The organism is Nonomuraea solani, from assembly GCF_900108335.1.
Taxonomy (GTDB): domain Bacteria; phylum Actinomycetota; class Actinomycetes; order Streptosporangiales; family Streptosporangiaceae; genus Nonomuraea; species Nonomuraea solani.
Genome location: NZ_FNVT01000004.1, coordinates 132,600 through 156,071, shown reverse-complemented (window position 1 = coordinate 156,071; position 23,472 = coordinate 132,600). Strand labels below are relative to the sequence as shown.

At 68.1% G+C, this 23,472-nt stretch carries 23 protein-coding genes and 1 pseudogene; 20 read left to right on the top strand and 4 right to left on the bottom strand.

Features of this window, described 5'->3' with window-relative positions; genetic code table 11:
- Positions 1 to 35 precede the first annotated feature (35 nt).
- Positions 36 to 323 carry a PLD nuclease N-terminal domain-containing protein gene (locus tag C4V41_RS16245; protein WP_103956729.1) on the bottom strand — a complete coding sequence of 96 codons (288 nt, stop codon included), beginning with the start codon at positions 321 to 323 and terminating at the stop codon, positions 36 to 38.
- Between the two features lie 363 nt (positions 324 to 686).
- On the opposite strand from C4V41_RS16245, the gene C4V41_RS16240 reads away from it, so the two are divergent.
- Together C4V41_RS16240 and C4V41_RS16235 are read left to right on the top strand one after the other, a co-directional pair.
- Positions 687 to 1,535 (top strand): hypothetical protein, encoded by an 849-nt coding sequence (locus tag C4V41_RS16240; protein ID WP_235030157.1) that lies wholly within the window; start codon positions 687 to 689, stop codon positions 1,533 to 1,535.
- A gap of 10 nt (positions 1,536 to 1,545) precedes the next feature.
- Positions 1,546 to 1,788 (top strand): hypothetical protein, encoded by a 243-nt coding sequence (locus C4V41_RS16235; RefSeq protein WP_103956727.1) that lies wholly within the window; start codon positions 1,546 to 1,548, stop codon positions 1,786 to 1,788.
- Positions 1,789 to 1,977: 189 nt separating this feature from the next.
- On the opposite strand, the gene C4V41_RS16230 is transcribed toward C4V41_RS16235, so the two are convergent.
- Positions 1,978 to 2,199 carry a BldC family transcriptional regulator gene (locus tag C4V41_RS16230; RefSeq protein ID WP_026214226.1) on the bottom strand — a complete coding sequence of 74 codons (222 nt, stop codon included), beginning with the start codon at positions 2,197 to 2,199 and terminating at the stop codon, positions 1,978 to 1,980.
- Between the two features lie 256 nt (positions 2,200 to 2,455).
- On the opposite strand from C4V41_RS16230, the gene C4V41_RS16225 reads away from it, so the two are divergent.
- Positions 2,456 to 2,674: a DUF4229 domain-containing protein gene (locus C4V41_RS16225; protein ID WP_103956726.1), complete on the top strand. Its 219-nt coding sequence runs from the start codon at positions 2,456 to 2,458 to the stop codon at positions 2,672 to 2,674.
- Here the strand turns inward: C4V41_RS16225 and C4V41_RS16220 are convergent.
- Positions 2,671 to 3,876, bottom strand: a complete 1,206-nt coding sequence (locus tag C4V41_RS16220) for a hypothetical protein (protein ID WP_103956725.1) — start codon at positions 3,874 to 3,876, stop codon at positions 2,671 to 2,673. The two genes, C4V41_RS16225 and C4V41_RS16220, sit on opposite strands and share 4 nt — an antisense overlap.
- A 106-nt stretch (positions 3,877 to 3,982) precedes the next feature.
- Between C4V41_RS16220 and C4V41_RS16215 the strand changes: the two genes are divergently transcribed.
- Positions 3,983 to 4,699, top strand: a complete 717-nt coding sequence (locus C4V41_RS16215) for a demethylmenaquinone methyltransferase (RefSeq protein WP_103956724.1) — start codon at positions 3,983 to 3,985, stop codon at positions 4,697 to 4,699.
- Here the strand turns inward: C4V41_RS16215 and C4V41_RS16210 are convergent.
- Positions 4,686 to 5,423: a hypothetical protein gene (locus tag C4V41_RS16210; RefSeq protein WP_103956723.1), complete on the bottom strand. Its 738-nt coding sequence runs from the start codon at positions 5,421 to 5,423 to the stop codon at positions 4,686 to 4,688. The genes C4V41_RS16215 and C4V41_RS16210 overlap by 14 nt on opposite strands.
- Before the next feature lie 287 nt (positions 5,424 to 5,710).
- On the opposite strand from C4V41_RS16210, the gene C4V41_RS16205 reads away from it, so the two are divergent.
- From C4V41_RS16205 to nuoN, 16 genes and pseudogenes are all read left to right on the top strand, one after another.
- Positions 5,711 to 6,583 carry a helix-turn-helix domain-containing protein gene (locus C4V41_RS16205; RefSeq protein WP_103956722.1) on the top strand — a complete coding sequence of 291 codons (873 nt, stop codon included), beginning with the start codon at positions 5,711 to 5,713 and terminating at the stop codon, positions 6,581 to 6,583.
- 298 nt (positions 6,584 to 6,881) lie between these two features.
- Positions 6,882 to 8,120, top strand: a complete 1,239-nt coding sequence (locus C4V41_RS16200; RefSeq protein ID WP_103956721.1) for a geranylgeranyl reductase family protein — start codon at positions 6,882 to 6,884, stop codon at positions 8,118 to 8,120.
- Between the two features lie 64 nt (positions 8,121 to 8,184).
- On the top strand, positions 8,185 to 8,580 hold the full coding sequence (locus C4V41_RS16195; protein ID WP_080043646.1) for an NADH-quinone oxidoreductase subunit A: 396 nt from the start codon (positions 8,185 to 8,187) through the stop codon (positions 8,578 to 8,580).
- 4 nt (positions 8,581 to 8,584) lie between these two features.
- Positions 8,585 to 9,136: a NuoB/complex I 20 kDa subunit family protein gene (locus C4V41_RS16190; protein ID WP_103956720.1), complete on the top strand. Its 552-nt coding sequence runs from the start codon at positions 8,585 to 8,587 to the stop codon at positions 9,134 to 9,136.
- Complete coding sequence (locus tag C4V41_RS16185) at positions 9,133 to 9,837, top strand: NADH-quinone oxidoreductase subunit C (protein WP_103956719.1); 705 nt, start codon at positions 9,133 to 9,135, stop codon at positions 9,835 to 9,837. Before C4V41_RS16190 ends, C4V41_RS16185 begins: the two co-directional genes overlap by 4 nt.
- Positions 9,834 to 11,159, top strand: coding sequence for an NADH-quinone oxidoreductase subunit D (locus tag C4V41_RS16180; protein ID WP_103956718.1), 1,326 nt, complete (start codon positions 9,834 to 9,836; stop codon positions 11,157 to 11,159). The genes C4V41_RS16185 and C4V41_RS16180 overlap by 4 nt, the downstream gene beginning before the upstream one ends.
- Positions 11,160 to 11,190: 31 nt before the next feature.
- A pseudogene (gene nuoE, locus C4V41_RS16175) lies at positions 11,191 to 11,880 on the top strand (NADH-quinone oxidoreductase subunit NuoE); the annotation flags it as partial.
- Positions 11,877 to 13,166: an NADH-quinone oxidoreductase subunit NuoF gene (gene nuoF / locus C4V41_RS16170; protein ID WP_103956716.1), complete on the top strand. Its 1,290-nt coding sequence runs from the start codon at positions 11,877 to 11,879 to the stop codon at positions 13,164 to 13,166. The pseudogene nuoE and the gene nuoF, both read left to right, overlap by 4 nt.
- A gap of 17 nt (positions 13,167 to 13,183) precedes the next feature.
- On the top strand, positions 13,184 to 15,538 hold the full coding sequence (locus C4V41_RS16165; protein ID WP_235030156.1) for an NADH-quinone oxidoreductase subunit G: 2,355 nt from the start codon (positions 13,184 to 13,186) through the stop codon (positions 15,536 to 15,538).
- The gene (nuoH, locus tag C4V41_RS16160; protein WP_103956714.1) at positions 15,535 to 16,839 is read left to right on the top strand and encodes an NADH-quinone oxidoreductase subunit NuoH; all 1,305 of its coding nucleotides are present in this window, start codon (positions 15,535 to 15,537) and stop codon (positions 16,837 to 16,839) included. Before C4V41_RS16165 ends, nuoH begins: the two co-directional genes overlap by 4 nt.
- Entirely contained in the window at positions 16,826 to 17,341 is a 516-nt protein-coding gene (gene nuoI / locus C4V41_RS16155) for an NADH-quinone oxidoreductase subunit NuoI (protein WP_103956713.1), read from the top strand. Before nuoH ends, nuoI begins: the two co-directional genes overlap by 14 nt.
- On the top strand, positions 17,334 to 18,107 hold the full coding sequence (locus C4V41_RS16150) for an NADH-quinone oxidoreductase subunit J (protein WP_103956712.1): 774 nt from the start codon (positions 17,334 to 17,336) through the stop codon (positions 18,105 to 18,107). Before nuoI ends, C4V41_RS16150 begins: the two co-directional genes overlap by 8 nt.
- Positions 18,104 to 18,400: an NADH-quinone oxidoreductase subunit NuoK gene (gene nuoK, locus C4V41_RS16145; protein ID WP_103956711.1), complete on the top strand. Its 297-nt coding sequence runs from the start codon at positions 18,104 to 18,106 to the stop codon at positions 18,398 to 18,400. Before C4V41_RS16150 ends, nuoK begins: the two co-directional genes overlap by 4 nt.
- Positions 18,401 to 18,469: 69 nt before the next feature.
- Positions 18,470 to 20,317 carry an NADH-quinone oxidoreductase subunit L gene (nuoL, locus tag C4V41_RS16140; RefSeq protein WP_200824082.1) on the top strand — a complete coding sequence of 616 codons (1,848 nt, stop codon included), beginning with the start codon at positions 18,470 to 18,472 and terminating at the stop codon, positions 20,315 to 20,317.
- Positions 20,317 to 21,876, top strand: a complete 1,560-nt coding sequence (locus tag C4V41_RS16135) for an NADH-quinone oxidoreductase subunit M (protein ID WP_103956710.1) — start codon at positions 20,317 to 20,319, stop codon at positions 21,874 to 21,876. The genes nuoL and C4V41_RS16135 overlap by 1 nt, the downstream gene beginning before the upstream one ends.
- A complete protein-coding gene (gene nuoN / locus C4V41_RS16130) occupies positions 21,873 to 23,465 on the top strand; it encodes an NADH-quinone oxidoreductase subunit NuoN (protein ID WP_103956709.1) in 1,593 nt (530 codons plus the stop codon). The genes C4V41_RS16135 and nuoN overlap by 4 nt, the downstream gene beginning before the upstream one ends.
- Positions 23,466 to 23,472 lie beyond the last annotated feature (7 nt).

Genomic DNA, 23,472 nt, shown 5'->3' with positions numbered 1-23,472 from the left:
GCCCTGCCGCCGCGGGCGCGGCGACAGGGACGGGCTCAGTCGTCGCCGCGCATGCGGCGGTCGAGGTCGCGCAGGAAGTCGGGGTCGTCGTCGGGCCCCTTCGGCATGCCCGGGCCCGGGGGCACCGGCCACACCTCGCGCGCCACCTGCGGGCGGCCCCGGGCCAGCCAGACCAGGCCGCCGAGGATGGGGATGAGCACGACGATCAGGATCCAGAGTGCCTTTGGTACGTTCCGGACCTCTTCTTCGGGCGAAGTGACCACGTCGAACATCGTGAAGAACCAGAAGGCCAGCAGCGCCAGGCCGATCAGAACACCTGCCATGCCCGAACTGTAAGCCATCCGGGACGTGATCGTGCTTCCCGATGTCCCATTTCGGGTGACTAGCGGAAGATCCGCGTCGTACGGTGGAACCCGATGCGACGGTGCCCCAGGGCTCCACGGGCGTTGAGAGGTGCGATGGCCTTTTCTACCGACAAGGGCCGTCATCGGCGCGGTCGTTGGTGGCGGCGCGGGTCCTACCTCTTCTCGCGCCGTAGCGAGGCGCCCCCGGGCGCCGACCGTTCCTTCTGGTCTTACGCTCGCGAGAAGCACCAGGAGGCCCGAGCCGCGGCAAAGGCACGCAATGGTGCCGAGCGGCGCAAACGGGCGGGCATCGGCGAACTCAGCGGCCGGACGGAGGTGTCGGTGGGGCGGCGGGAACACAGGGCCTGGCCGGGCGGTGGTGAACAGCCCGATCGTGTGGTGTGGCCGGGCCTGGACGCCCCGGCCGAGCGGCGGCAGGAGGCGAGCTGGGACGGCTTCGCGCTACGCGAACGCGGCGAGCGGCTGCCCGCCGCCGTCGTCGTCGAACGGCCCGGCTACACCTGGTACGACTTCGAACTGGACGACCAGCCGTTCAGGGCCCAGCCCAACCGGCCCGACGCGCCGTCGCTGGGCGACGGCCTGCGTCACTGCGGCAGGCTGGAGTCCATCTTGCACCGCCAGTGGGACGCCAGGCAGGGCCCGCCGCCGGCGGACGTCATCCGGGCCGTGGAGAGCCTGGCCCGGCTGCCCGAGCGGCTCAAGGAGAAGCTCGCGGCCGGACTGGAGGGCATCTACGTCGGCCCTGGCGGCGTCCCCGACCTCGACGACATGGGCTACTTACGCGGCGCCCCGCTTCCGTCGGGGCGCGCCACCTGGGACATCTGCGCGGGCGCGTACGGCGACCGCAAGATCGTCGTCGGCGACCGGCCCTCGCCCACCCCGGACGTGATGATGCACGAGGTCGGCCACGCCATCGACGACGTCGACTCGCTGTACGGCGACTGGGTATCCGACTCGCCCGAGTTCGTCCTGCTCTACGAAATGGCCATGCCGGTGCTGGCCTCGACGTTCCACCGGCAGGGGGGTGGGCTGGGCCGCAAGGAGTTCTTCGCCGACGCGTTCGCCGCCATCGCCGCCCGTCAGCGTCCCGCACTTGTCGACATGCTCGGGGGTGACACGAGGATGGCGCTCGACATCATGCTGTTCTTCAACCGGCGCTACGGAATCTAGGTGATCGGCCATGTACGTCATCCGGCTCGCGGACGGGACTCTGCGCGTGCCGCAGAGCCTGACCAGCGCAGACGGGCGTCTGATCGGCAACGCGTACGTGGACGTGCAACCTGGTGACCCCGACTACGACCAGTGGCTGACGGAGTCGCTGACCGAGGAGGAGGCGGCCTTGCGCCGCCGGCGCTGGGAAGAGGGGAACGACGAGCTGGAACGCGAGTTCCTGGCCTACAAGGCAGAGCAGGGAGATGCCTAGGGAACGGACAGGCGCCAGCCACGGTCGGCGGTTGGCGCCGCCCTGTGCTTGCCGTACGAAAGTGTGGCCGGGAAGCACGCGAACAGTGGGTCCCGCCCGACGGTGACCCTGGCTCAGGTACAGACTGTGCCACCTGCGGCGAGCCATTGTTTCCGGCCCACCTTGCAGGATCACCGACCAGACGGAACGTCAGACGCGCGGGGACTCACCTGCTGGCCTGTCGGCCGTAAGAACGTCCTCGCCTCGGAGAAGGGCGTGGACTTCCGACTCGCGGAAGCGCCGGTGCCCTCCGGGGGTGCGGATACTGCTGATGCGGCCTGCCGCTGCCCAGCGCGTAACCGTCTTTGGGTCTACCCGGAAGAGGGCGGCAACCTCTCCTGGGGTTAGCAGACGCTCGCTGCTACTCTCCACCAATCTCTCCCCCTCGCATCCCGCTTCCTGCCAGCGGGCGGACAGGTAACCAGTGTGTCGAGCGAAGCCTGATTTATCCGTGGTTTTCTACAAAGATCACGGGTTGTTATCGGCTGACTGCCCGATTGTTATATGATAGAGCCTCTTTGGGGCTCTCGTGGGTGTTTCTTTACGAAACTCCCTAACTGGGAACAGTAGCAGCGCTCGCGTCCGATGCGAAGAGCGACCGCTACGCAGGTCCGAGTAACCTCGTCCTGTGCGTCCTGTTCTCGTTTACACCGCGTCGCGGATCGGCCTGTTTCTCGTGACCCTGGGGGTCCTCTACCTGCTCGGCCTGACAAACCCGCTCGCACTGATCGCGGCTTCATTCGTGATCAGTGGCATAGCCAGCTACGTCCTGCTGTCGAAGCAGCGCGATGTGGTGAGCGAACGTATCAGCGGCAGGCTCGACCGTCCGAAGCCGCAGGACGACTAGGGCAGGGGGAACATGCCAATCCGGGCATGGTACTCCCGTCCGAGTCTCGTTGTGTCGCTACCGACAAGTAGTCCTCTGCTATGCGGGTAAAACGCCTTCACACCGATGCCTCGCTCCCGCCCTGGATTCCAACTGAGCGCCTTTCCGGTACGCGGATGAATGGCGCCGATGCCCGGCCGTGAGACCGCGCCCGGCCCACGGGAGTCGCGTCCCCGCGGATTGTCCAGCCAGCGCTGATGCCCGCCCACGTACACCGCGGAGCCGGTCACCGCGACCGAGTAGAGCGAGTCGCCGCCCGTCGCGTTGACCCACGTCGGCCGCAGGTTCGCGCCCCTGGCGTAGGTCTCGTATCGCGCTGCGGTGTCGCACATCCCGCCCTTGGGGCCGCCGGTGGTGACCACCACGAAATAGTCGCCGTCAGGTGAGAAGTCGAGGCCGCGCACGTACGACGGGAACGCGGTCGCGCACCGGCTCGCGTACGCCTCGGTGCGCCAGGGAGCGACCCTGGCCTTGGGGCCGCTGATGTCGATCAGCCCGAGCTGCGGCCGGGAATGGCCGTCGAGCGTCGTGAACGAGCCGTCCACGGCCAGCCGGCCGCGCGAGACGGCCAGCGCGTAGACCTTCGCCGCCGAGGTCAGCGGCCCGTCCGGGGTGATCGTGAAGCCTGGGTCGGCCGCGCCCGTGGCCGCGTCGAGCCGGGCCAGCGCGGTGCGCGGGCTGATGAAGTCGCCGCCGACGTAGAGCTTGGTGCCCTGCCTGACCAGCGAGGTCACCATGCCGCCGCCGATGCGCGGCGCGAAGCCGGGCACGAGCGCGCCGTCGGCGAGACTGAGCCGGGTCAGCGCCCTGGCGCGCATCTGGTCGACGCCGTGGAACTCGCCGCCGACGTAGACGGTGCCGCGCTCGCCCGCGGCCAGGCCGTAGACCGGGCCCGCGACGCTCGGCGCGAAGCCCGGCAGCACGCGGCCGGTGGCCAGGTCGTAGGCGAACAGGTTGTCGCGCGGGTAGGTGGTGGTGCGGGCGGCGTCGCTCACCTCGCTGAACGAGCCGCCCACGACGACGGTGCCGCCGACGACGGTGATGGCGTTGACGATGCCGTCGAGCACATGGGGGGTGCTGTCGATCGGGTCGGCCGATACGACGCGGGAATGCGGGACCGGGGCCGAGGCGATGATCGCCGCAAGGGCGACACGGGCAAGCATTCGCCAAGTTCTAGCAGACGTTGGGTAGTCTCGCGGCTACTTTCCGTTGATTGTCCCGATAGCCCCTCTAAGCCTGTGCGGGGCGCGGCCCCCATAGGCTGTGGGCATGACGCGCGCTCAGTTGGACAAACAGCCGGACGAGGTCGCCGCGATGTTCGATCGCACCGCCCGGCGCTACGACCTGGTCAATGATGTGATCTCGCTCGGGCAGGTCAGGCTGTGGCGCAAGGCGGTGGCGGCCGCCGTCGACGCGGGGCCCGGTGAGGTCGTGCTCGACCTGGGAGCCGGCACCGGCACCTCCACCGACGCGTTCACCACGCTGGGCGCGCGGGCCATCGCCTCCGACTTCTCGCTCGGCATGCTGCGCACCGGCGTGCGCCGCCACGGCGGCAACGCGCTGACGGGGGCGGGCGTGCCGTTCATCGCGGGCGACGCGCTGCGGCTGCCGTTCGCCGACGAGGCGTTCGACGCGGTGACGATCTCGGTGGCGCTGCGCAACGTGCACGACACCGCGCAGGCGCTGCGGGAGATGCTCCGGGTGACCAGGCCGGGCGGGCGGCTGGTGATCCTGGAGTTCTCGCACGTGACGTTCGACCCGTTCGACCGGGTCTACCGCGAATATCTGATGCGGCTGCTGCCGAAGATGGCCAAGGTGTTCGGGTCCAACGACGACTCCTACGAATACCTGGCCGAGTCGATCAGAGACTGGCCCGACCAGCCGACGCTGGCCCGGACGATCCAGGACGCCGGCTGGGAACGGGTGGCCTGGCGCAATCTCACGATGGGGATCGTCGCCATGCACAGGGGGTTCAAGCCCGCCTGAGCTCAATCGTGAGCAGGTGGGCCCAGCGGTGGTGGCGGTAGAACGTCACCTCCTTGGTGAAGCAGGCGACCCGGATCTCGGGGATGTAGTCCTCGAACAGCTCCGGGCTCATGCCGGATCGGCACCAGATCAGCATCGCCGTGCCGTACGGCGTGGACTGCGTGTGGATGATGAGGGGCATGCGCCCCTCGGGCGTGCGCATCGACGTACGCAGGCACAACCCCTGGAAGCGGTGCCGGAGCATCACCCGGCCGATCACCCTGCGTACGGGCGGGAGCGAACCGCCGGCGAGCACTGCCACCCCCGCGAGCAGCAGTGTCGCCGCCAGTCCCAGCCGGTCCGCCAGCGGGATGGCGACCATCGGAATGGCGACGGCCAGGGCGATCTCGATCCGCCATCGCCACAGCAGGCCCGCGGCGGCGATGAGGTCGTGTGCCCTGGCGATCTTCGGATGCTTCCTGGGGAACCCGTCCCCGGGGCTGAACTTGCGCGGAGGCGGTTCGCTGGTCGGCTGCTCCTCGGGCGGCGACTCCAGGAGCTCCTTCTTGCGCGCCTCGAACCTGGGGTCGCGGTATCTCCTGCCGCCCCAGTCGGACCTGTCGACCTCCCAGCCTTGCCCCCTCGCGTAGTCGTTGGATCTGCGCCAGAACCACCGGTTCGCGGCGATCGCTAATCGCGACCATCCGCCCTTGCGATCTCCGCTCTCACGAGTAGCGTCGGTCATGTCCGCGGCTCCAATTTCCGCTCCTTGGTCAGAGTCGGGGTGCTTCGCGGTAAGGGCGGATGGGGTCCCACCATCCGCCCGCACGCGTCTGGCGAAAACCTCGTTTCCGATCTGGCCCGCTTTCCTGCCTGCGGGCTACCCTTAGGGTGTGCCGCAGGGCGGCCCCGTGCAATTCCCGCAGAGATGACGACGGGGACTCCTTGCGAAACACTAATCACCCTTCCCGGCGACGATTGCGCACGCGTTGCCATGGGCATATACAGCGGAATGTCGCAGAGGAGGGCTGAGTGATCGGGGAAATCAATCCGATACTCCGCCGCCGGAAACTCGCCACCGAGCTGCGGCGGCTGCGCGAAGACCTAGGTTTCAACGGAGTGCAGGTCTCGCAGGCCCTGCACTGGTCGACCTCGAAACTCTCCCGGCTCGAAACGGGACAGGTGGCCCCCTCCGCCAAGGACGTGGCCCGGCTCCTCCGGCATTACGAGGCCGCCGGCGACGAGGCCGGCCTGCTGCTGGAGCTGGCCGGCAACCACGCCCCCAAGGGATGGTGGGAGTCCTACTCCGACGTCCTGGCCGAGGTCGTGCTGGAGTACATCGGGCTGGAGGACGGCGCCACGTCGATCAGGGCCTGGAACAACAACGTGCTGCCCGGCCTGCTGCAGACCCGCGCGTACGCCACCGAAATGGCGATGCTCTACCGCTCGGTGGAATTGGCCCCGCCCACCGTGATCGAGCGCAGGACCCGGGCCCGGATGCGCCGCCAGCAACTGCTGATGAATGAGCGGCTGTCCTACACGGCGGTGGTGGAGGAGGCGGCCCTGCGGCGCCGCTTCGGCGGCGCCGACGCGGCGCTGATGCACGAGCAGTTACGCCACCTGCTGAAACTCTCAGACCAGCCGAATATCACGATTCGGATGCTGCTGCTGGAGCAGCCGCATCCGATCGACTTATCGAGTTTCGTGCACCTGGGATTTCCCTCGATGCCGCTACTCGGGCCGATCTCGGGCGACGTGGTCTACACGGAGGACTATCCGGCCCTTGAGTTGATCGAGGCGGAGGAGCGGGTCTATCGCTATTCCGTGTTCTTCGATCTCCTGTGTGACGCCGCGCTCGACGAAGAAGCGTCTCGAGATCGCATCGCCTCGCTCGCGGGCCTCTGAGTGCCGGGGGCCCGGCTGCTAGCGTGACGATCATGACGCCGTGGCCCCTGACGACACACCGTCCTCTCCGATCACAGAACGGCACCCCGACTGCCACTATGTACAGGAAAAGCAGTAGACTGCGGGCCGACAAGTTTGTGAAGGGGTTCACAAAGGAACGAAGGCGCGACACCCCGAGGCCTTCGAGCGTGTAGGACAGGACGAGTCCAGTGACCGTGCCAACAGCCACCCGCCAAGAGCAGGAGCTCGACGCCCGAGAGCCACGGAGTAGCCGACGAATGGCGAAGCGGGCGCGACCATGAGCTCACCAGACGCCGACGTCATCGTCGTCGGCGCCGGTCCCGCCGGTTCCGCGACCGCCTGGTATCTCGCTCAGTCCGGGATCGACGTGCTCCTCCTGGAGAAGACCAGGTTCCCCCGTGAGAAGGTCTGCGGCGACGGACTGACGCCGCGCGCGGTCAAGCAGCTGCAGAACATGGACGTCGACATCGACGCCCCCGGCTGGATCAGGAACAAGGGCCTGCGCGTCGTCGGCGGTGGCCTGCGGTTCGAGCTCGACTGGCCGCGACTGGAGCGCTTCCCCGACTTCGGGCTCGTCCGTACCCGCCAGGACTTCGACCAGATCCTGGCCGCCAACGCGGTCAAGAACGGCGTACGCCTCATGGAGGGCGTCACCGTCACCGGCCCCGTCCTCGACGACCGCAGCGGGCACATCATCGGCGTGAAGACCAAGGACGGCCGCGAATACCGCAGCCGCCTGGTGGTGGCCGCCGACGGCAACAGCACCCGCCTGGCCCTGGGCATGGGCCTGCACAAGCGCGAGGACCGCCCGATGGGCGTGGCCGTGCGGACCTACTTCGAGAGTCCCCGCCACGACGACGACTACCTGGAGACCTGGCTGGAGCTGTGGGACGGCGACACGCTGCTGCCCGGCTACGGCTGGGTGTTCGGCGTCGGCGACGGCACCTCCAACGTGGGGCTCGGGCTGCTCAACACGAGCGCGCAGTTCGGCAACATCGACTACCGCGACCTGCTGCGCCGCTGGTGCCGCTCGATGCCGCCGGAGTGGGGCTTCACCGAGGAGAACATGACGGGCCCGATCCGCGGCGCCGCGCTCCCGATGGCCTTCAACCGGCAGCCGCACTACACGCGCGGCCTCATGCTCGTCGGCGACTCCGGCGGGTCGATCAACCCCTTCAACGGCGAGGGCATCGCCTACGCCATGGAGACCGGCGAAGTCGCCGCCGAAGTCATCGCCAAGGCGATCAAGAACACCACTCCCGCGCAGCGCGAGCGGATCCTGCGGACGTATCCCCAGGTGCTCAAGAGCGCTTACGGCGGATATTTCACGCTAGGGAGGTTGTTCGTCGAAGCCATCGGGAAGCCCGGGGTGATGAGCTTCGGGACCAGGCACGGCTTGCCTCACCCTAGGCTGATGCGCTTCGCGCTCAAACTCCTTGGTAATCTCACCGACCGGCGAGGCGATGCGTCAGACATGATCATTAACGCACTCTCGAAGGTCGCCCCACCAGCATGAATCTCGCAATCAACAGATCCGGCTGCGCGCCCGCGCGCGCGGCGACTCCAGAGGAGGCGTAGCGATGGACCTTTACGTGCCCATCCTGGTGCTCGCCGTTCTCGCGGGGGGCTTCGCGATCTTCTCGGTCGCCATCGCTCCCTTCACCGGTCCCAAGCGCTGGAACCGCGCGAAGCTCGACGCCTACGAATGCGGTATCGAGCCGACGCCCCAGCCGGTCGGTGGCGGACGGTTCCCGCTCAAATACATGATCACGGCGATGCTCTTCATCGTCTTCGACATCGAGATCATCTTCCTATACCCGTGGGCCGTCTCGTTCGCGCCGCAGACGGACGACCTCGGCCGGGTGCTCTCCTCGGGCCTGGGGTTGTTCGCGCTCGTCGAGATGCTGCTGTTCATCGTCACCGTGCTCGTCGCCTACGCGTACGTGTGGCGCCGCAAGGGTCTGGACTGGGACTGAGAAAATGGGACTTGAAGAGAAACTGCCCAGCGGGTTCATCCTCAGCACGGTCGAAGCGGCCGCCGGATGGGCGCGGAAGAACTCCGTATGGCCGGCCACGTTCGGCCTCGCGTGTTGCGCCATCGAGCTGATGGCCACCGGTGGCCCCCACTACGACCTGGCGCGCTTCGGTATGGAGCGCGCTTCGGCGTCTCCCCGCCAGGCCGACCTGATGATCGTGGCCGGTCGCGTGTCGCAGAAGATGGCTCCCGTCCTGCGGCAGATCTACGACCAGATGGCCGAGCCCAAGTGGGTCATCTCCATGGGCGTGTGCGCCTCCAGCGGCGGCATGTTCAACAACTACGCGATCGTCCAGGGCGTCGACCACGTCGTGCCCGTCGACATCTACCTGCCCGGCTGCCCGCCGCGGCCCGAGATGCTGATCGACGCGATCGTGAAGCTGCACGACAAGATCCAGAACACGAAGTTCGGCGCGCACCGGGCCAAGCAGATCGAGGAGCTCGAGCTGAAGGCGCTGCGCACGCTGCCGCTGATCGACCAGGGGGCCGCGAAGTGACCTCGCCCGACAACCTTCCCGGGAGCCCGGACAGCGGGGAGACCCCCGCGGTCCCGGTCCCGGCGGTGCCCGAGGCGCCCGTCGCCCGGCACGGCATGTTCGGGGCGCAGGACTCCGGCGACACCTCCGGCTACGGCGGCCTCGTCGTCCGCAGGGCCCCGCAGATCTCGACGCCCCGCCCGTACGGCGGCTACTTCGACGAGCTCGTCGACGGCCTCGACCTCGACGACGCCATCGAGCGCGTGGTCGTGGACCGCGGCGAGCTGACGCTGCACGTCAGGCGCGAGCGCCTGGTCGAGGTCTGCCAGAAGCTGCGCGACGACCCCGCGCTGCGCTTCGAGCTCTCGCTCGGCGTGACCGGCGTGCACTACCCCCACCTGGTGGGCGAGGAGCTGCACTCGGTCATCCACCTGTGCTCGATCACCCACAACCGGCGCGTGCGCGTCGAGGTCAGCGCGCCTGACGGCGATCCGCACATCCCGTCGACCGTGAGCGTTTACCCTGGTCACGACTGGCACGAGCGGGAGGCGTACGACTTCTTCGGCATCGTCTACGACGGTCACCCCGGCCTCACGCGGATCATGATGCCGGACGACTGGGACGGTCACCCGCAGCGCAAGGACTACCCGCTGGGCGGCATCCCGGTCGAATACCGCGGCGCCACCATCCCCGCGCCGGATCAGAGGAGGTCTTACTCGTGAGCACCGCTTATGACGAGGCGACCGAGGGCAAGGTCTACTCGGTCTCCGGCGCCGACTGGGACGAGGTCGTCACCGGTGTGCGCGACTCCGAGGAGGAGCGCCTCGTCGTCAACATGGGCCCGCAGCACCCGTCCACGCACGGCGTGCTCCGCCTGGTCCTGACCCTCGACGGTGAGACGGTCACCGAGGCGCGCGGCGTCATCGGCTACCTGCACACCGGCATCGAGAAGAACATGGAATACCGGACGTGGACCCAGGGGACCACGTTCGTGACCCGCATGGACTACCTCTCGCCGATCTTCAACGAGACCGCCTACTGCCTCGGTGTGGAGAAGCTGCTCGGCATCGAGGACCGTATCCCCGACCGGGCGCAGGCCATCCGCGTGATGATGATGGAGCTCAACCGCATCGCCTCGCACCTGGTCGCGATGGGCACGTTCGGCATGGAGCTGGGCGCGACCACGCCGTTCCTCTTCGGGTACCGCGATCGTGAAATGATCATGGACCTGTTCGAGTACATCACCGGTCTGCGCATGAACCACGCCTACATCAGGCCGGGCGGCGTCAGCGTCGACCTGCCCGCGGGCGCGGTCGACAAGGTCGGCGAGTTCCTCAAGGAGATGCCCAAGCGGATCAAGGACATCCGCAAGCTCCTCGACGAGAACCCCGTCTACGTGCGCCGCACCAAGGACGTGGCCTACCTCGACCTGACCGGCTGCATGGCGCTCGGCGTCACCGGCCCCATCCTGCGCGCCGCCGGCCTCCCGTGGGACCTGCGCAAGTCGCAGCCCTACTGCGGTTACGAGACCTACGAGTTCGACGTCGCCACCGAGCGCGGCTGCGACGTCTACTCGCGCTACCTCGTCCGCATGAAGGAGATGGAGGAGTCCCTCAAGATCGTCGAGCAGGCGCTCGACCGCATCGCGGGGCCCCTCAAGGGCGACCCGGTGATGATCGAGGACAAGAAGATCGGCTGGCCCGCGCAGCTCGCGCTCGGCCCCGACGGGTTCGGCAACTCGCCCGACCACATCGCCCACATCATGGGCACCTCGATGGAGGCCCTCATCCACCACTTCAAGCTGGTGACCGAGGGCTTCAGGGTGCCGGCCGGGCAGGCGTACGCCAGCATCGAGTCGCCCAAGGGCGAGCTCGGCGCGCACGTGGTCAGCGACGGTGGCACGCGGCCCTACCGCGTGCACTTCCGCGAGCCGTCCTTCTGCAACCTGCAGAGCTTCCCCGCGATGGCGGAGGGCGGCCAGATCGCCGACGTCATCGCCGCGGTGGCTTCTATCGACCCCGTCATGGGAGGTGTGGACAGGTGAGCGAGCTTGTCGAGCACACAATTAGACACAGCACGCAAGTCATGAGGGCGCCGGAGGTGCGCTCATGACTTACTCACCGGAAATCCGTGAGCGTCTCGAGCGGGACGCCAAGGAGATCATCGGGCGTTATCCGAAGACGCGGTCGGCGCTGCTGCCGCTGCTCCACCTCGTGCAGTCGGAGGACGGCTACGTCTCCGACGACGGGCAGGAGTTCTGCGCGCAGATGCTGGGCCTCAGCAAGGCCGAGGTCACCGGTGTGGCGACCTTCTACACCATGTACAAGCGCAAGCCCGCGGGCGACTTCCACGTCGGCGTGTGCATCAACGCGCTGTGCGCGGTCATGGGCGGCGACGAGATCTGGGACGAGCTGTCGGAGCACGTCGGCGTGGGTCACGAGGAGGCGACTCCGGACGGCAAGATCTCGCTGGAGCGCCTGGAGTGCAACGCGGCCTGCGACTTCGCCCCCGTGATGATGGTCAACTGGGAGTTCTTCGACAACCAGACGCCCGAGTCGGCCAAGCAACTCGTGGACGACCTGCGTGACGGCAAGGACGTGCGGCCCACGCGCGGCCCGAAGAAGCTGTGCACCTTCAAGGAGGCCTCGCGCGTGCTCGCCGGCCTGCCCGACGACCTCGCGGGCGACGGCCCGTCGGCCGCCGGCGCCTCGCTGGAGGGCCTGAAGGTCGCCAAGGCCAAGGGATGGAAGGCACCGGAGGCATGAGCACGACTTTGACACCGGTTCTGACCGCGAACTGGGACCAGCCCAACTCCTTCACGCTCGACGTCTATGGCGAGTACAAGGCGGCCAAGAAGGCGCTGGGCATGGACCCCGACGCCGTCATCCAGGCCGTCAAGGACTCGGGCCTGCGCGGCCGCGGCGGCGCCGGCTTCCCGACCGGCATGAAGTGGGGCTTCATCCCGCAGGGCGACGGCAAGCCGCACTATCTCGTCGTCAACGCCGACGAGTCGGAGCCGGGGACCTGCAAGGACATCCCGCTGATGATGGCCAACCCGCACTCGCTGGTCGAGGGCATCATCATCACCGCGTTCGCGATCCGGGCCAACCACGCCTTCATCTATGTGCGGGGCGAGGTGCTGCACGTCATCCGGCGGCTGCACGCGGCCGTGCGGGAGGCGTACGAGAAGGGTTTTCTCGGCACGGACATCTTCGGCTCGGGCTACGACCTGGAGCTGGTCGTGCACAGCGGGGCGGGCGCGTACATCTGCGGCGAGGAGACGGCGCTGCTCGACTCGCTGGAAGGCTTCAGAGGTCAACCGCGGCTCAAGCCCCCGTTCCCGGCCGTGGCGGGCCTCTACGCCTCGCCTACTGTCGTGAACAACGTGGAGTCGATCGCCAGTGTTCCCTCGATCATCTCCAACGGCGCCGACTGGTTCGCGGGGATGGGCACCGAGAAGTCCAAGGGCTTCGGCATCTTCTCGCTGAGCGGCCACGTCACCAGGCCCGGCCAGTACGAAGCCCCGCTCGGCATCACGCTGCGCGAGCTGCTCGACATGGCGGGCGGCATCCGTAAGGGGCACCAGATCAAGTTCTGGACCCCGGGCGGCTCCTCCACGCCGATCTTCACCGACGAGCACCTCGACGTGCCGCTCGACTTCGAGGCGGTCGGCGCCAAGGGCTCCATGCTCGGCACCCGCGCGCTGCAGATCTTCGACGAGACGACCTGCGTGGTCCGCACGGTGCTGCGGTGGACGGAGTTCTACGCCCACGAGTCCTGCGGCAAGTGCACGCCCTGCCGCGAGGGCACCTACTGGCTCAAGCAGGTGCTCAAGCGCCTGGAGAAGGGCCAGGGGACCGAAGAGGACCTGTCCACGATCACCGACATCGCGGACAACATCCTGGGCCGCTCGTTCTGCGCCCTCGGCGACGGCGCGACCAGCCCGATCCACTCCTCGGTGAAGTACTTCCGCGAGGAGTACCTCAAGCACTTCGAGATCGGCGGCTGTCCGTTCGACCCGAAGAAGTCCACTCTCTGGGGTGAGCAGTGACCGTCGTAGAGACAGAAGTGAACCTGGTGACCCTCAGCATCGACGGGTTCCAGGTCAGTGTCCCCAAGGGCACGTTGATCATCAGGGCCGCCGAGCTGCTGGGCATCCAGATCCCCAGGTTCTGTGACCACCCGCTGCTCGACCCGGCGGCCAACTGCCGCCAGTGCCTGGTCGACATCCCCGACGCGGGCAACGGCCGCGGCTTCCCCAAGCCGCAGCCGTCGTGCGCGATCGAGGTCGCCGAGGGCATGGTCGTGCAGACCCAGCTCACCTCGCCGGTCGCCGAGAAGGCGCAGCGCGGGGCCATGGAGCTGCTGCTCATGAACCACCCGCTGGACTGCCCGGTCTGTGACAAGGGCGGCGAGTGCCCCCTGCAGAACCAGGCCATGTCCAACGGCCAGGGCGAGTCCCGGTTCCAGGAGCAGAAGCGGACCTTCCCCAAGCCGCTGCCGCTGTCCACGCAGGTGCTGCTCGACCGCGAGCGCTGCGTCCAGTGCGCGCGCTGCATCCGCTTCTCCGACCAGATCGCTGGCGACCCGCTCATCGAGTTCTTCGAGCGCGGGGCCAAGGAGCAGGTGCGTACGGCCGAAGGCAAGCCGTTCAACTCCTACTTCTCCGGCAACACGGTGCAGATCTGCCCGGTGGGCGCGCTCACCGGAGCCGCCTACCGGTTCCGGGCCCGCCCGTTCGACCTGGTGTCCACGCCGAGCTCGTGCGAGCACTGCGCGGGCGGCTGCGCCCTGCGCACCGACCACCGGCGCGGCCGGGTCACCCGCCGCCTGGCGGGCAACGACCCGCAGGTGAACGAGGAGTGGAACTGCGACAAGGGCCGCTGGGCGTTCGCCTACGCCACGCAGCCCGACCGCCTCAAGCAGCCGCTGGTCCGCAACGAGGAGGGCGTGCTCGTGCCCGCCTCGTGGCCGGAGGCGCTGATGGTGGCCGCCGAGGGCCTGGCCAAGGCCCGCGGCAAGGCCGGTGTGCTGGTCGGCGGCCGGGGCACGGTCGAGGACTCCTACGCCTACGCCAAGTTCGCCCGGCTCGCGCTCGGCTCGAACGACGTCGACTTCCGCGCCAGGCCGCACTCCGCCGAGGAGGCGCAGTTCCTGGCGCACGCGGTGGCCGGCAAGGGCATCGAGATCAGCTACACCGACCTTGAGAACGCCCCGCACGTGCTGCTCGTCGGGTTCGAGCCCGAGGAGGAGTCGCCGATCGTCTTCCTGCGCCTGCGCAAGGCGTGGATGAAGAAGGGCCTCAAGGTCAGCGCGATCGCGCCGTTCGCCTCCGCCGGGCTGGCGAAGATGGGCGGCACGCTCATCCGTACCGCGCCGGGCTCCGAGGCCGACGCGGTCGGCGACCTGGTCGGCACGCTGGCCGCGGGCACGATCGTGCTCGCCGGCGAGCGCCTGGCGACCGTCCCCGGCGCGCTGTCCGCGCTGGTCCGCCTCGCTGCCGCCTCCGACGCCAGGATCGCCTGGATCCCGCGCCGGGCCGGTGAGCGCGGCGCGATCGAGGCCGGCGCGCTGCCCAACCTGCTGCCGATCGGCCGCCCGGTCGACGACGAGAGCGCCAGGGCCGAGGTCGCCAGGGCGTGGAACGTGGCCTCGCTGCCCGCCACGCCGGGCCGGGACACCGCCGGCATCCTCGCCGCCGCCCGCGACGGCGAGTTGGAGGCGCTGGTCGTGGCCGGCGTCGACCCTTACGACCTGGCCGACCCGGCGGCGGCGCTCGACGCCCTTGAGCACACGCCGTTCATCGTCAGCCTGGAGATCCGCGCCAGCGCCGTCACCGACCGCGCCGACGTGGTCCTGCCCGTCGCCTCCGTACAGGAGAAGGGCGGCACGTTCGTCAACTGGGAGGGCAGGGGCCGCTCGTTCGAGGCGCCGCTGAAGGTGCCCGGGCTGCAGAGCGACCTCGCCGTCATCGGCAGCCTGGCCGACCGGATGGACGTCCACCTGGGCCTGCCGGACGCCAAGGCCGCCCGGCGCGAGCTGTCCGGGCTGGGCTCCTGGCGCGGCAGCCGCGTCAGCGCGCCCAACGCCCTGACCCGCACCCAGGAGGTGCCGGAGTCGGGCCAGGCCCTGCTGGCGACCTGGCACCAGCTTCTCGACGACGGCAGGCTGCAGGACGGCGAGCCGTACCTCGCGGGCACCGCCCGCCCCGCCGAAGCCCTCGTCTCCGAGAGCACCGCGGCCGAGCTGGGCGTGGCCGACGGCGACAAGCTCGTCGTGGGCGGCAACGTCACCCTGCCGGTGCGCGTCGCCGACCTGCCGGACCGCGTGGTCTGGGTGCCGGCGAACTCCGGCGGCTGCACGGTCACCCGTGACCTGCGCGCGGTGGCCGGCGACATCGTCACCATCGGGAGCGCCTCATGATTCACGTTCTCGCGGCCGATCCCACCCTCGCCGACTTCGGCAAGGACCCGCTGTGGATCACCATCATCAAGGCCGTGATGCTCTTCGCCTTCCTGATGCTGGGCATCCTGTTCGGCGTCTGGTTCGAGCGCAAGCTGATCTCGCGGATGCAGAACCGCTACGGGCCCAACCGGGCCGGTAAGTTCGGCCTCCTGCAGTCGGTCGCCGACGGCATCAAGATGGGCCTGAAGGAGGACCTCTTCCCGCGGACCGTGGACAAGATGCTCTACCTGCTGGCGCCCGTGATCATGGTGGTGCCGGCGTTCCTGGCCTTCTCGATCGTGCCGTTCGCGCCGATGGTCAACCTGTTCGGCGTGCAGACGCCGCTGCAGTTGGTCGACCTGCCGGTGGCGGTGCTGTTCATGCTGGCCATGGGCGCGGTGTCGGTCTATGGCGTGGTGCTGGCCGGGTGGTCGTCGCGGTCGCCGTACGCGCTGCTCGGTGGTCTGCGGTCGGCGGCGCAGGTGGTCTCGTACGAGATCGCCATGGGCCTGTCGTTCGTGGCCATCTTCCTGTTCGCCGGCACGCTGTCCACTTCGGAGATCGTCAAGGCGCAAGAGCAGACCTGGTTCGCGGTGCTGCTCATCCCGTCCTTCGTGGTCTACGTGATCTGCATGTTCGGCGAGGCCGCGCGCATCCCGTTCGACCTGCCCGAGGGTGAGGGCGAGCTGGTCGGCGGCTTCCAGACCGAATACTCCTCGTCGCTGAAGTTCGCCCTGATCATGATGGGCGAATACCTGCACACCTTCACCGCGACCGGCATCGCCGTCACGTTGTTCCTGGGCGGCTGGCGGGCGCCGTTCCCGATCTCCTACTTCTGGGAGGCCGCGAACACGGGCTGGTGGCCGGTGCTGTGGTTCCTCGTCAAGTTCATCCTGACCTTCAGCTTCATCATCTGGGTGCGCGCCTCGCTGCCTCGCGTGCGTTACGACCAGCTCATGTCGCTCGGCTGGAAGGTGCTGATCCCGGTCAACCTGGCCTGGATCATGCTCGTCGCGGCCGTGCGCAACGTGGTGGTCAACGACGACAACAAGATGCTCGGCATCGGGCTCGGTGTGATCGTGGTGATCGCCGCCCTGGCCATCTGGATGCGGTTCGACACCGTCAACCAGCGCCGCAAGGAGGCCAGGAAGGCACAGGTGGAGGCCGAGTTCGAGGAACTGTCCGAAGAACCGACGGCCGGCGGCTTCCCTGTGCCGCCGCTCGACCTGCCGCACTACCACGGGGTGCAGCGCAAGGAGATTCCCAGTGGGACTAACTGATTGGCTGAACCCCGTCAAGGGCTTCGGGGTCACCTTCCACACGATGTTCAAGAAGCCCGTCACGACGAACTACCCGGAGGAGAAGAAGCCGACGGCTCCGCGCTTCCACGGGCGTCACCAGCTCAACCGCTGGCCTGACGGGCTGGAGAAGTGCGTCGGGTGCGAACTGTGCGCCTGGGCGTGTCCGGCCGACGCGATCTACGTCGAGGGCGCGGACAATACCGACGAGGAGCGCTTCTCGCCGGGTGAGCGCTACGGGCGCACGTACCAGATCAACTACCTGCGCTGCATCCTGTGCGGGCTGTGCATCGAGGCGTGCCCGACCCGGGCGCTCACCATGACCAACGAGTACGAGCTCGCCGACACCAACCGCGAGAGCCTCATCTTCACCAAGGAGATGCTCCTCGCGCCCCTGACCCAGGGCATGGAGCAGCCGCCGCACGCGATGCGGCTCGGTGAGACCGAAGAGGACTACTACCGGCTGGGGCGGACCAATGGGTGAGACCATCACGTTCTGGGTGCTCGCCGTCGTTTCCGTCGGCGCCGCGCTCGGCATGGTCTTCAGCCGCAAGGCCGTGTACTCCGCGCTGATGCTCGGCACCGTGATGCTCTGCCTGGCGGTCCTCTACGCCGTGCAGGACGCGCCCTTCCTGGCCGCGGTGCAGATCATCGTCTACACCGGCGCGATCATGATGCTGTTCCTGTTCGTGCTGATGCTCGTGGGCGTTGACTCCTCCGACTCCTTCGTCGAGACGCTGAAGGGCCAGCGCTTCTGGGCCGTCATCGCCGGCATCGGGTTCCTGGCGCTGATCGTCCTGGCCGTCGGCAACGCGGTCTTCGCGAGCCAGACGGGCCTGGCGCAGGCCACGGCGCAGGGCGGCTACATCCGCTCGATCGCGCTGCTGCTGTTCACCAAGTACGTGTTCGCGTTCGAGATCACCTCGGCGCTGCTGATCACCGCCGCGCTCGGCGCGATGGTGCTGGCGCACCGCGAGAAGCTCACGGACAAGGTCACGCAGAAGGACCTGTCCCGCGCCCGGTTCCTCGGTGACCGCCCGTCGCCGCTGCCGGGCCCCGGCACGTACGCCAGGAACAACGCCATCGACATGCCGGCGCTGCTGCCCGACGGGTCGGTCGCGGAGGCCTCGGTCAACCGCTACATCGCGCGCTACGACGTCGAGCAGGGTCACCTGCCCGAGGATCCCAAGCTCGCCGAGGCCATCAAGCACACCGCCGAGGCCGACTCCGAGAACGAGGTGACGAAATGACCACGCACTACCTCGTACTGTCGGGCTTGCTGTTCGCCATCGGCGCGCTCGGGGTGCTCGTCAGGCGTAACGCGATCGTGGTGTTCATGTGCGTGGAGCTGATGCTCAACGCCTGCAACCTCGCCTTCGTGACCTTCTCCAGGCAGGTCGGCAACCTGGAGGGCCAGATCATCGCGTTCTTCGTGATGGTGGTGGCCGCGGCCGAGGTCGTCGTCGGCCTGGCCATCATCGTGACGATCTTCCGAACCCGCAGGTCCGCGTCTGTCGACGACGCGAACCTGCTGAAGTATTAGAGGTGACTGGTGGAATCTCCTGTTGAGATCTTCCAGCACACCGGCGGACTGATCGGCAACGCCTGGCTGATGATCGTCTTCCCCTTGGTGGGGGCGTTCATCCTGCTGGCGTTCGGCCGGATCACGAACCGCTGGGGCCATCTGCTGGGCGTGGCCATGTCGCTCGCCTCGTTCGTCGTGGCGGTGCTGGCGTTCTTCGAGCTGATCGGGTTCGGAGAGGAGGAGCGCCGGCGGGCCGTTCATCTCTATGAGTTCATTCCCGGCATGGTCGACATGGGGCTCCTCATCGACCCCCTGTCGATCAGTTTCGCGCTGTTGATCACCGGTGTGGGATCGCTGATCCACATCTACTCGATCGGCTACATGTCGCATGACGAGCACCGGCGCAGGTTCTTCGCCTATCTGAACCTGTTCGTGGCCGCGATGCTCCTGCTGGTGCTGGCCGACAACTACGTGGGCCTGTTCATCGGCTGGGAGGGCGTCGGCCTGGCCTCGTACCTGCTGATCGGGTTCTGGCAGTTCAAGCCGTCGGCGGCGGTCGCGGCGAAGAAGGCGTTCATCGTCAACCGCGTCGGTGACTTCGGCCTGCTCGTCGGCATGTTCATCATCTGGACCACGTTCGGCACGCTGACCTTCAAGGAGCTGGGCGCGGCGATCACGCCGGGCCAGGCGAACGGCACGATGCTCGCCATCGGCCTGCTGCTGCTCCTCGGCGCCTGCGGCAAGTCGGCGCAGCTCCCGCTGCAGTCCTGGCTTCTCGACGCGATGGAGGGCCCGACCCCGGTCTCGGCCCTGATCCACGCGGCGACGATGGTCACCGCCGGTGTCTACCTGGTGGTCCGCTCGGGCGCGTTCTTCTTCCCCGAGGGCTCGGGCGCGGCGCTCGCCGTCTCGATCGTCGGCGCGGCCACGCTGCTCGCCGGTGCGATCATCGGTTGCGCGAAGGACGACATCAAGAAGGGCCTGGCCGGTTCGACGATGTCGCAGATCGGCTACATGATGCTCGGCGCGGGCCTCGGTCCCGTCGGGTACGCCTTCGCGATCGGTCACCTGATCACGCATGGCTTCTTCAAGGCCGACATGTTCCTTGGCGCCGGCTCCGTGATGCACGGCATGAACGACGAAGTGAACATGCGCAAGTACGGTGGCCTGCGCAAGCACATGCCGATCACCTTCATCACCTTCTTCATCGGCTACCTGGCGATCATCGGGTTCCCGCTGCTGTCCGGCTACTTCACCAAGGACGGCATCATCGAGACCGCCATGGAGCACAACCAGGTGCTCGGGTGGCTGGCCGTGCTGGGCGCCGGTCTGACCGGCTTCTACATGTCGCGGATGGTCTTCATGACCTTCTTCGGCAAGCCGCGCTGGGCCGAGGACGCCCACCCGCACGAGTCGCCGCTGGTCATGACGGTGCCGCTGATGATCCTGTCGCTCGGCGCGCTCGGCCTGGGCGCCTACCTGGTGCTCAGCAACCGGCTGCTGCTCTTCCTGGCTCCGGCCGTCGGCCGGCCGGAGGAAATGCCCGGGTTCCACCCGTTCAGCGTCCCCGGCCTCGCCACGCTCGCGATCGTCGCGGTGGGCGCCGGCTTCGCCTGGATGCGCTACGGCCAGGCCGAGGTGCCCGCGGTGCAGCCGCGCGGCTCCTTCGTCACCACGTTCGCCCGGCGCGACCTGTACGGTGACGCGCTCAACGAGTCGCTTTTCATGCGCCCCGGCCAGTGGCTGACCCGCATCGCGGTGTTCTTCGACAACCGTGGCATCGACGGGCTGGTCAACGGCCTGGCGGCGGGCATCGGCGGCAGCTCCGGGCGCCTTCGGCGGATCCAGACGGGCTTCGCCAGAACGTACGCGCTGTCCATCCTGATCGGTGCCGCCCTGCTGACCGGCGCCCTGCTCCTCGTTGGGAACATCTGATGTCACCCTGGCTTCCGATACTCATGGCGGTGCCCGTGGTGGGCGCCATCGTGGTGGCCCTGCTTCCCAAGGGCAGTGACAAGCTGGCCAAGCAGGTCACCCTGCTGGTCTCGCTGCTGGTGCTGGTCCTGACGGGCGTCATGGCCGCCGGGTTCAAGCCGGCCGGCGAGCGCTTCCAGTTCAAGGCCGAGTACGACTGGATCCCGAGCTTCGGCGTGAAGTTCGGGGTCGGCGTGGACGGCGTCGCGCTCGTGCTCATCGCGCTGTCCGTGGTGCTGGTGCCGATCGTGGTGCTGGCCTCCTGGAACGACGCCGACGGCGTCAAGACCGCCGACGGCACGGTGATCGCGCCCAAGCGGTCGGTCAAGACGTACTTCTCGCTGCTGCTCGTGCTCGAAACGATGATGATCGGCGTCTTCGCGGCGACCGACATCTTCCTGTTCTACGTGTTCTTCGAAGCCATGCTGATCCCGATGTACTTCATGATCGGGTCCTACGGCGGCGCCCAGCGGTCCTACGCGGCCGTCAAGTTCCTGCTGTACTCCCTGTTCGGCGGCCTGCTCATGCTGGTCGCGGTCATCGGGCTCTACGTGGTCGGCGGCAGCAAGACGTTCATGTTCCCCGAGCTGATCGGGGTCATCCAGGACCCGGCCATGCAGAAGTGGCTGTTCGGCGGCTTCTTCATCGCCTTCGCGATCAAGGCGCCGCTGTGGCCGGTGCACACCTGGCTGCCCGACGCGGCCGCGCAGGCCCCGGCCGGCGCCGCGGTGCTGCTGGTGGGCGTGCTGGACAAGGTCGGCACCTTCGGGATGCTGCGCTTCTGCCTGGAGCTGTTCCCCGACGCGGCCAAGGCGTTCACGATGCCGATCGTCGTCCTGGCGGTCATCAGCATCATCTACGGCGCCATCGTGGCCATCGGGCAGACCGACATGAAGCGCCTCATCGCGTACACGTCGATCTCGCACTTCGGCTTCATCGTGCTCGGCGTGTTCGCCATGTCGGACGTCGCGTCGTCCGGCGCGGCCCTCTACATGGTCAACCACGGCTTCGCCACTGGCGCGCTGTTCCTGGCCGCCGGGTTCCTGATCGCCAGGCGCGGCTCGCCGTTCATCGGCGACTACGGAGGCGTGCAGAGCGTCGCGCCGATGCTGGCGGGCTTCTTCCTGATCGCCGGTCTGGCCGGTCTGTCGCTGCCGGGGCTGTCGTCCTTCGTCAGCGAGTTCATGGTCATGATCGGCACGTACTCCAGCCAGGCCCACGGCTCCGGCGCGCTGACGGTGGCCGCGATCATCTCCGCGGTGGCCGTGATCCTCGCGGCCGTCTACATCCTGTGGATGATCCAGCGCGCCCTGAACGGCCCGACGGCCGAGCCGGTCAAGTCCTTCAAGGACCTGAACGCTCGCGAGATCTGGGTGCTGGCGCCGCTGGTGGCCCTGATCATCGGATTCGGCTTCTTCCCGAAGCCGCTGCTCGACGTGATCAATCCTTCGGTGCAGCAGACGCTGACCAACGTGAAGGTACCCATCTCCACCATCGCTGAGAAGGGGACAGGTCAGTGAACTCGACCATCCCAGCGCCGACGATCGAGTACGGCACTCTGGCGCCGCTGCTGGTCATCTTCGGCGCGGCCATCATCGGTGTGCTCATCGAGGCGTTCGCACCGCGCTACCTGCGCAAGTCCTTCCATGTGCCGCTGACCCTGCTGAGCCTGGCCGGCGCGTTCGCGCTGGTCCTCGTGCAGACCGTACGCGGCCAGGTGTCCACCACGGCCTCCGCCATGGGCGCGGTCGCGGTGGACGGCCCCTCGCTGTTCATCTGGGGCATCATCCTCATCCTGTCGTTCGTCTGTGTGCTGCTGATCAACGACGAGGGGCACTTCGTGGCCTCCGCCGCGGCCGTGCCGGGCAGCGCCGACGAGGAGGAGGCCGAGGCCGACGACAACGGCACCGGCCACACCGAGGTCTACCCGCTGGTCCTGTTCGCCGTGGGCGGCATGCTGCTGTTCCCGGCCTCGCACGACCTGCTGATGATGTTCGTGGCCCTTGAGGTCATGTCGCTGCCGCTCTACCTGCTGTGCGGCCTGGCCCGCCGGCGCCGCCTGCTGTCGCAGGAGGCGTCGATGAAGTACTTCCTGCTCGGCGCCTTCTCCTCGGCGTTCTTCCTGTACGGCACCGCGATGATCTACGGCTTCGCGGGCACCGTCTCGCTGCCGGGGATCAACCAGGCCATGTCCGTGGGCGGCGGGCTCGACCCGCTGCTCATGATCGGGTTCGCGCTGCTGGCCGTCGGCCTGCTGTTCAAGATCGGCGCGGCGCCGTTCCAGGCCTGGAAGCCCGACGTCTACCAGGGCGCGCCGACCCCGATCACCGCTCTGATGGCCTCCGGCACGCTCGTCGCGGCCGTGGGCGCCGTGCTGCGGGTGTTCTGGGTGGGTCTGGGGAACCTCGACTGGAACTGGCGGCCGATCATCTGGGGCGTCGCCGCCCTGACGATGGTCGTCGGCTCGATCCTGGCGATCACGCAGACCGAGATCAAGCGGATGCTGGCGTACTCGTCCATCGCGCACGCGGGCTTCCTGCTCGTCGGCGTGATGGCCACGTTCGGCAGCGGCCAGCAGAACGCCGTCTCGCTCAAGGCGATCCTGTTCTACCTGGCGGTCTACGGCATCACCACGGTGGGCGCGTTCGCGGTGGTCACGCTGGTACGCGACCCGGGCGGCGAGGCGGGGCACCTGTCGCGCTGGGCCGGGCTCGGCAAGCGCGCTCCGGTGCTGGCCGGCGTGTTCGCCTTCTTCCTGCTGGCCTTCGCGGGCATCCCGCTGACGAGCGGCTTCTTCGGCAAGTACGCCATCTTCGCGGCCGCCCTGAACAGCGGCACGCAGCCCGGCGACTCCATGGGCGGCTGGATGGCCGGCCTGGTCGTCGTGGGCGTGGTGGCCTCCGCCGTCGCGGCGTTCTTCTACGTCCGCGTGATCGTGCTGATGTTCTTCAGCGAACCCGCGGCCGACGGCCCGGCGATCGCGGTGCCCAGTTTGGGGACCGTGGCCGTCATCGCCGTTTCGCTGCTGGTTACCGTAGGGGTGGGGCTCTATCCGGAGCCCGTGCTCGGTGTTGCCAACGACGCTGCTAGCAGCCTGTTCATTAGATAAGGGGATC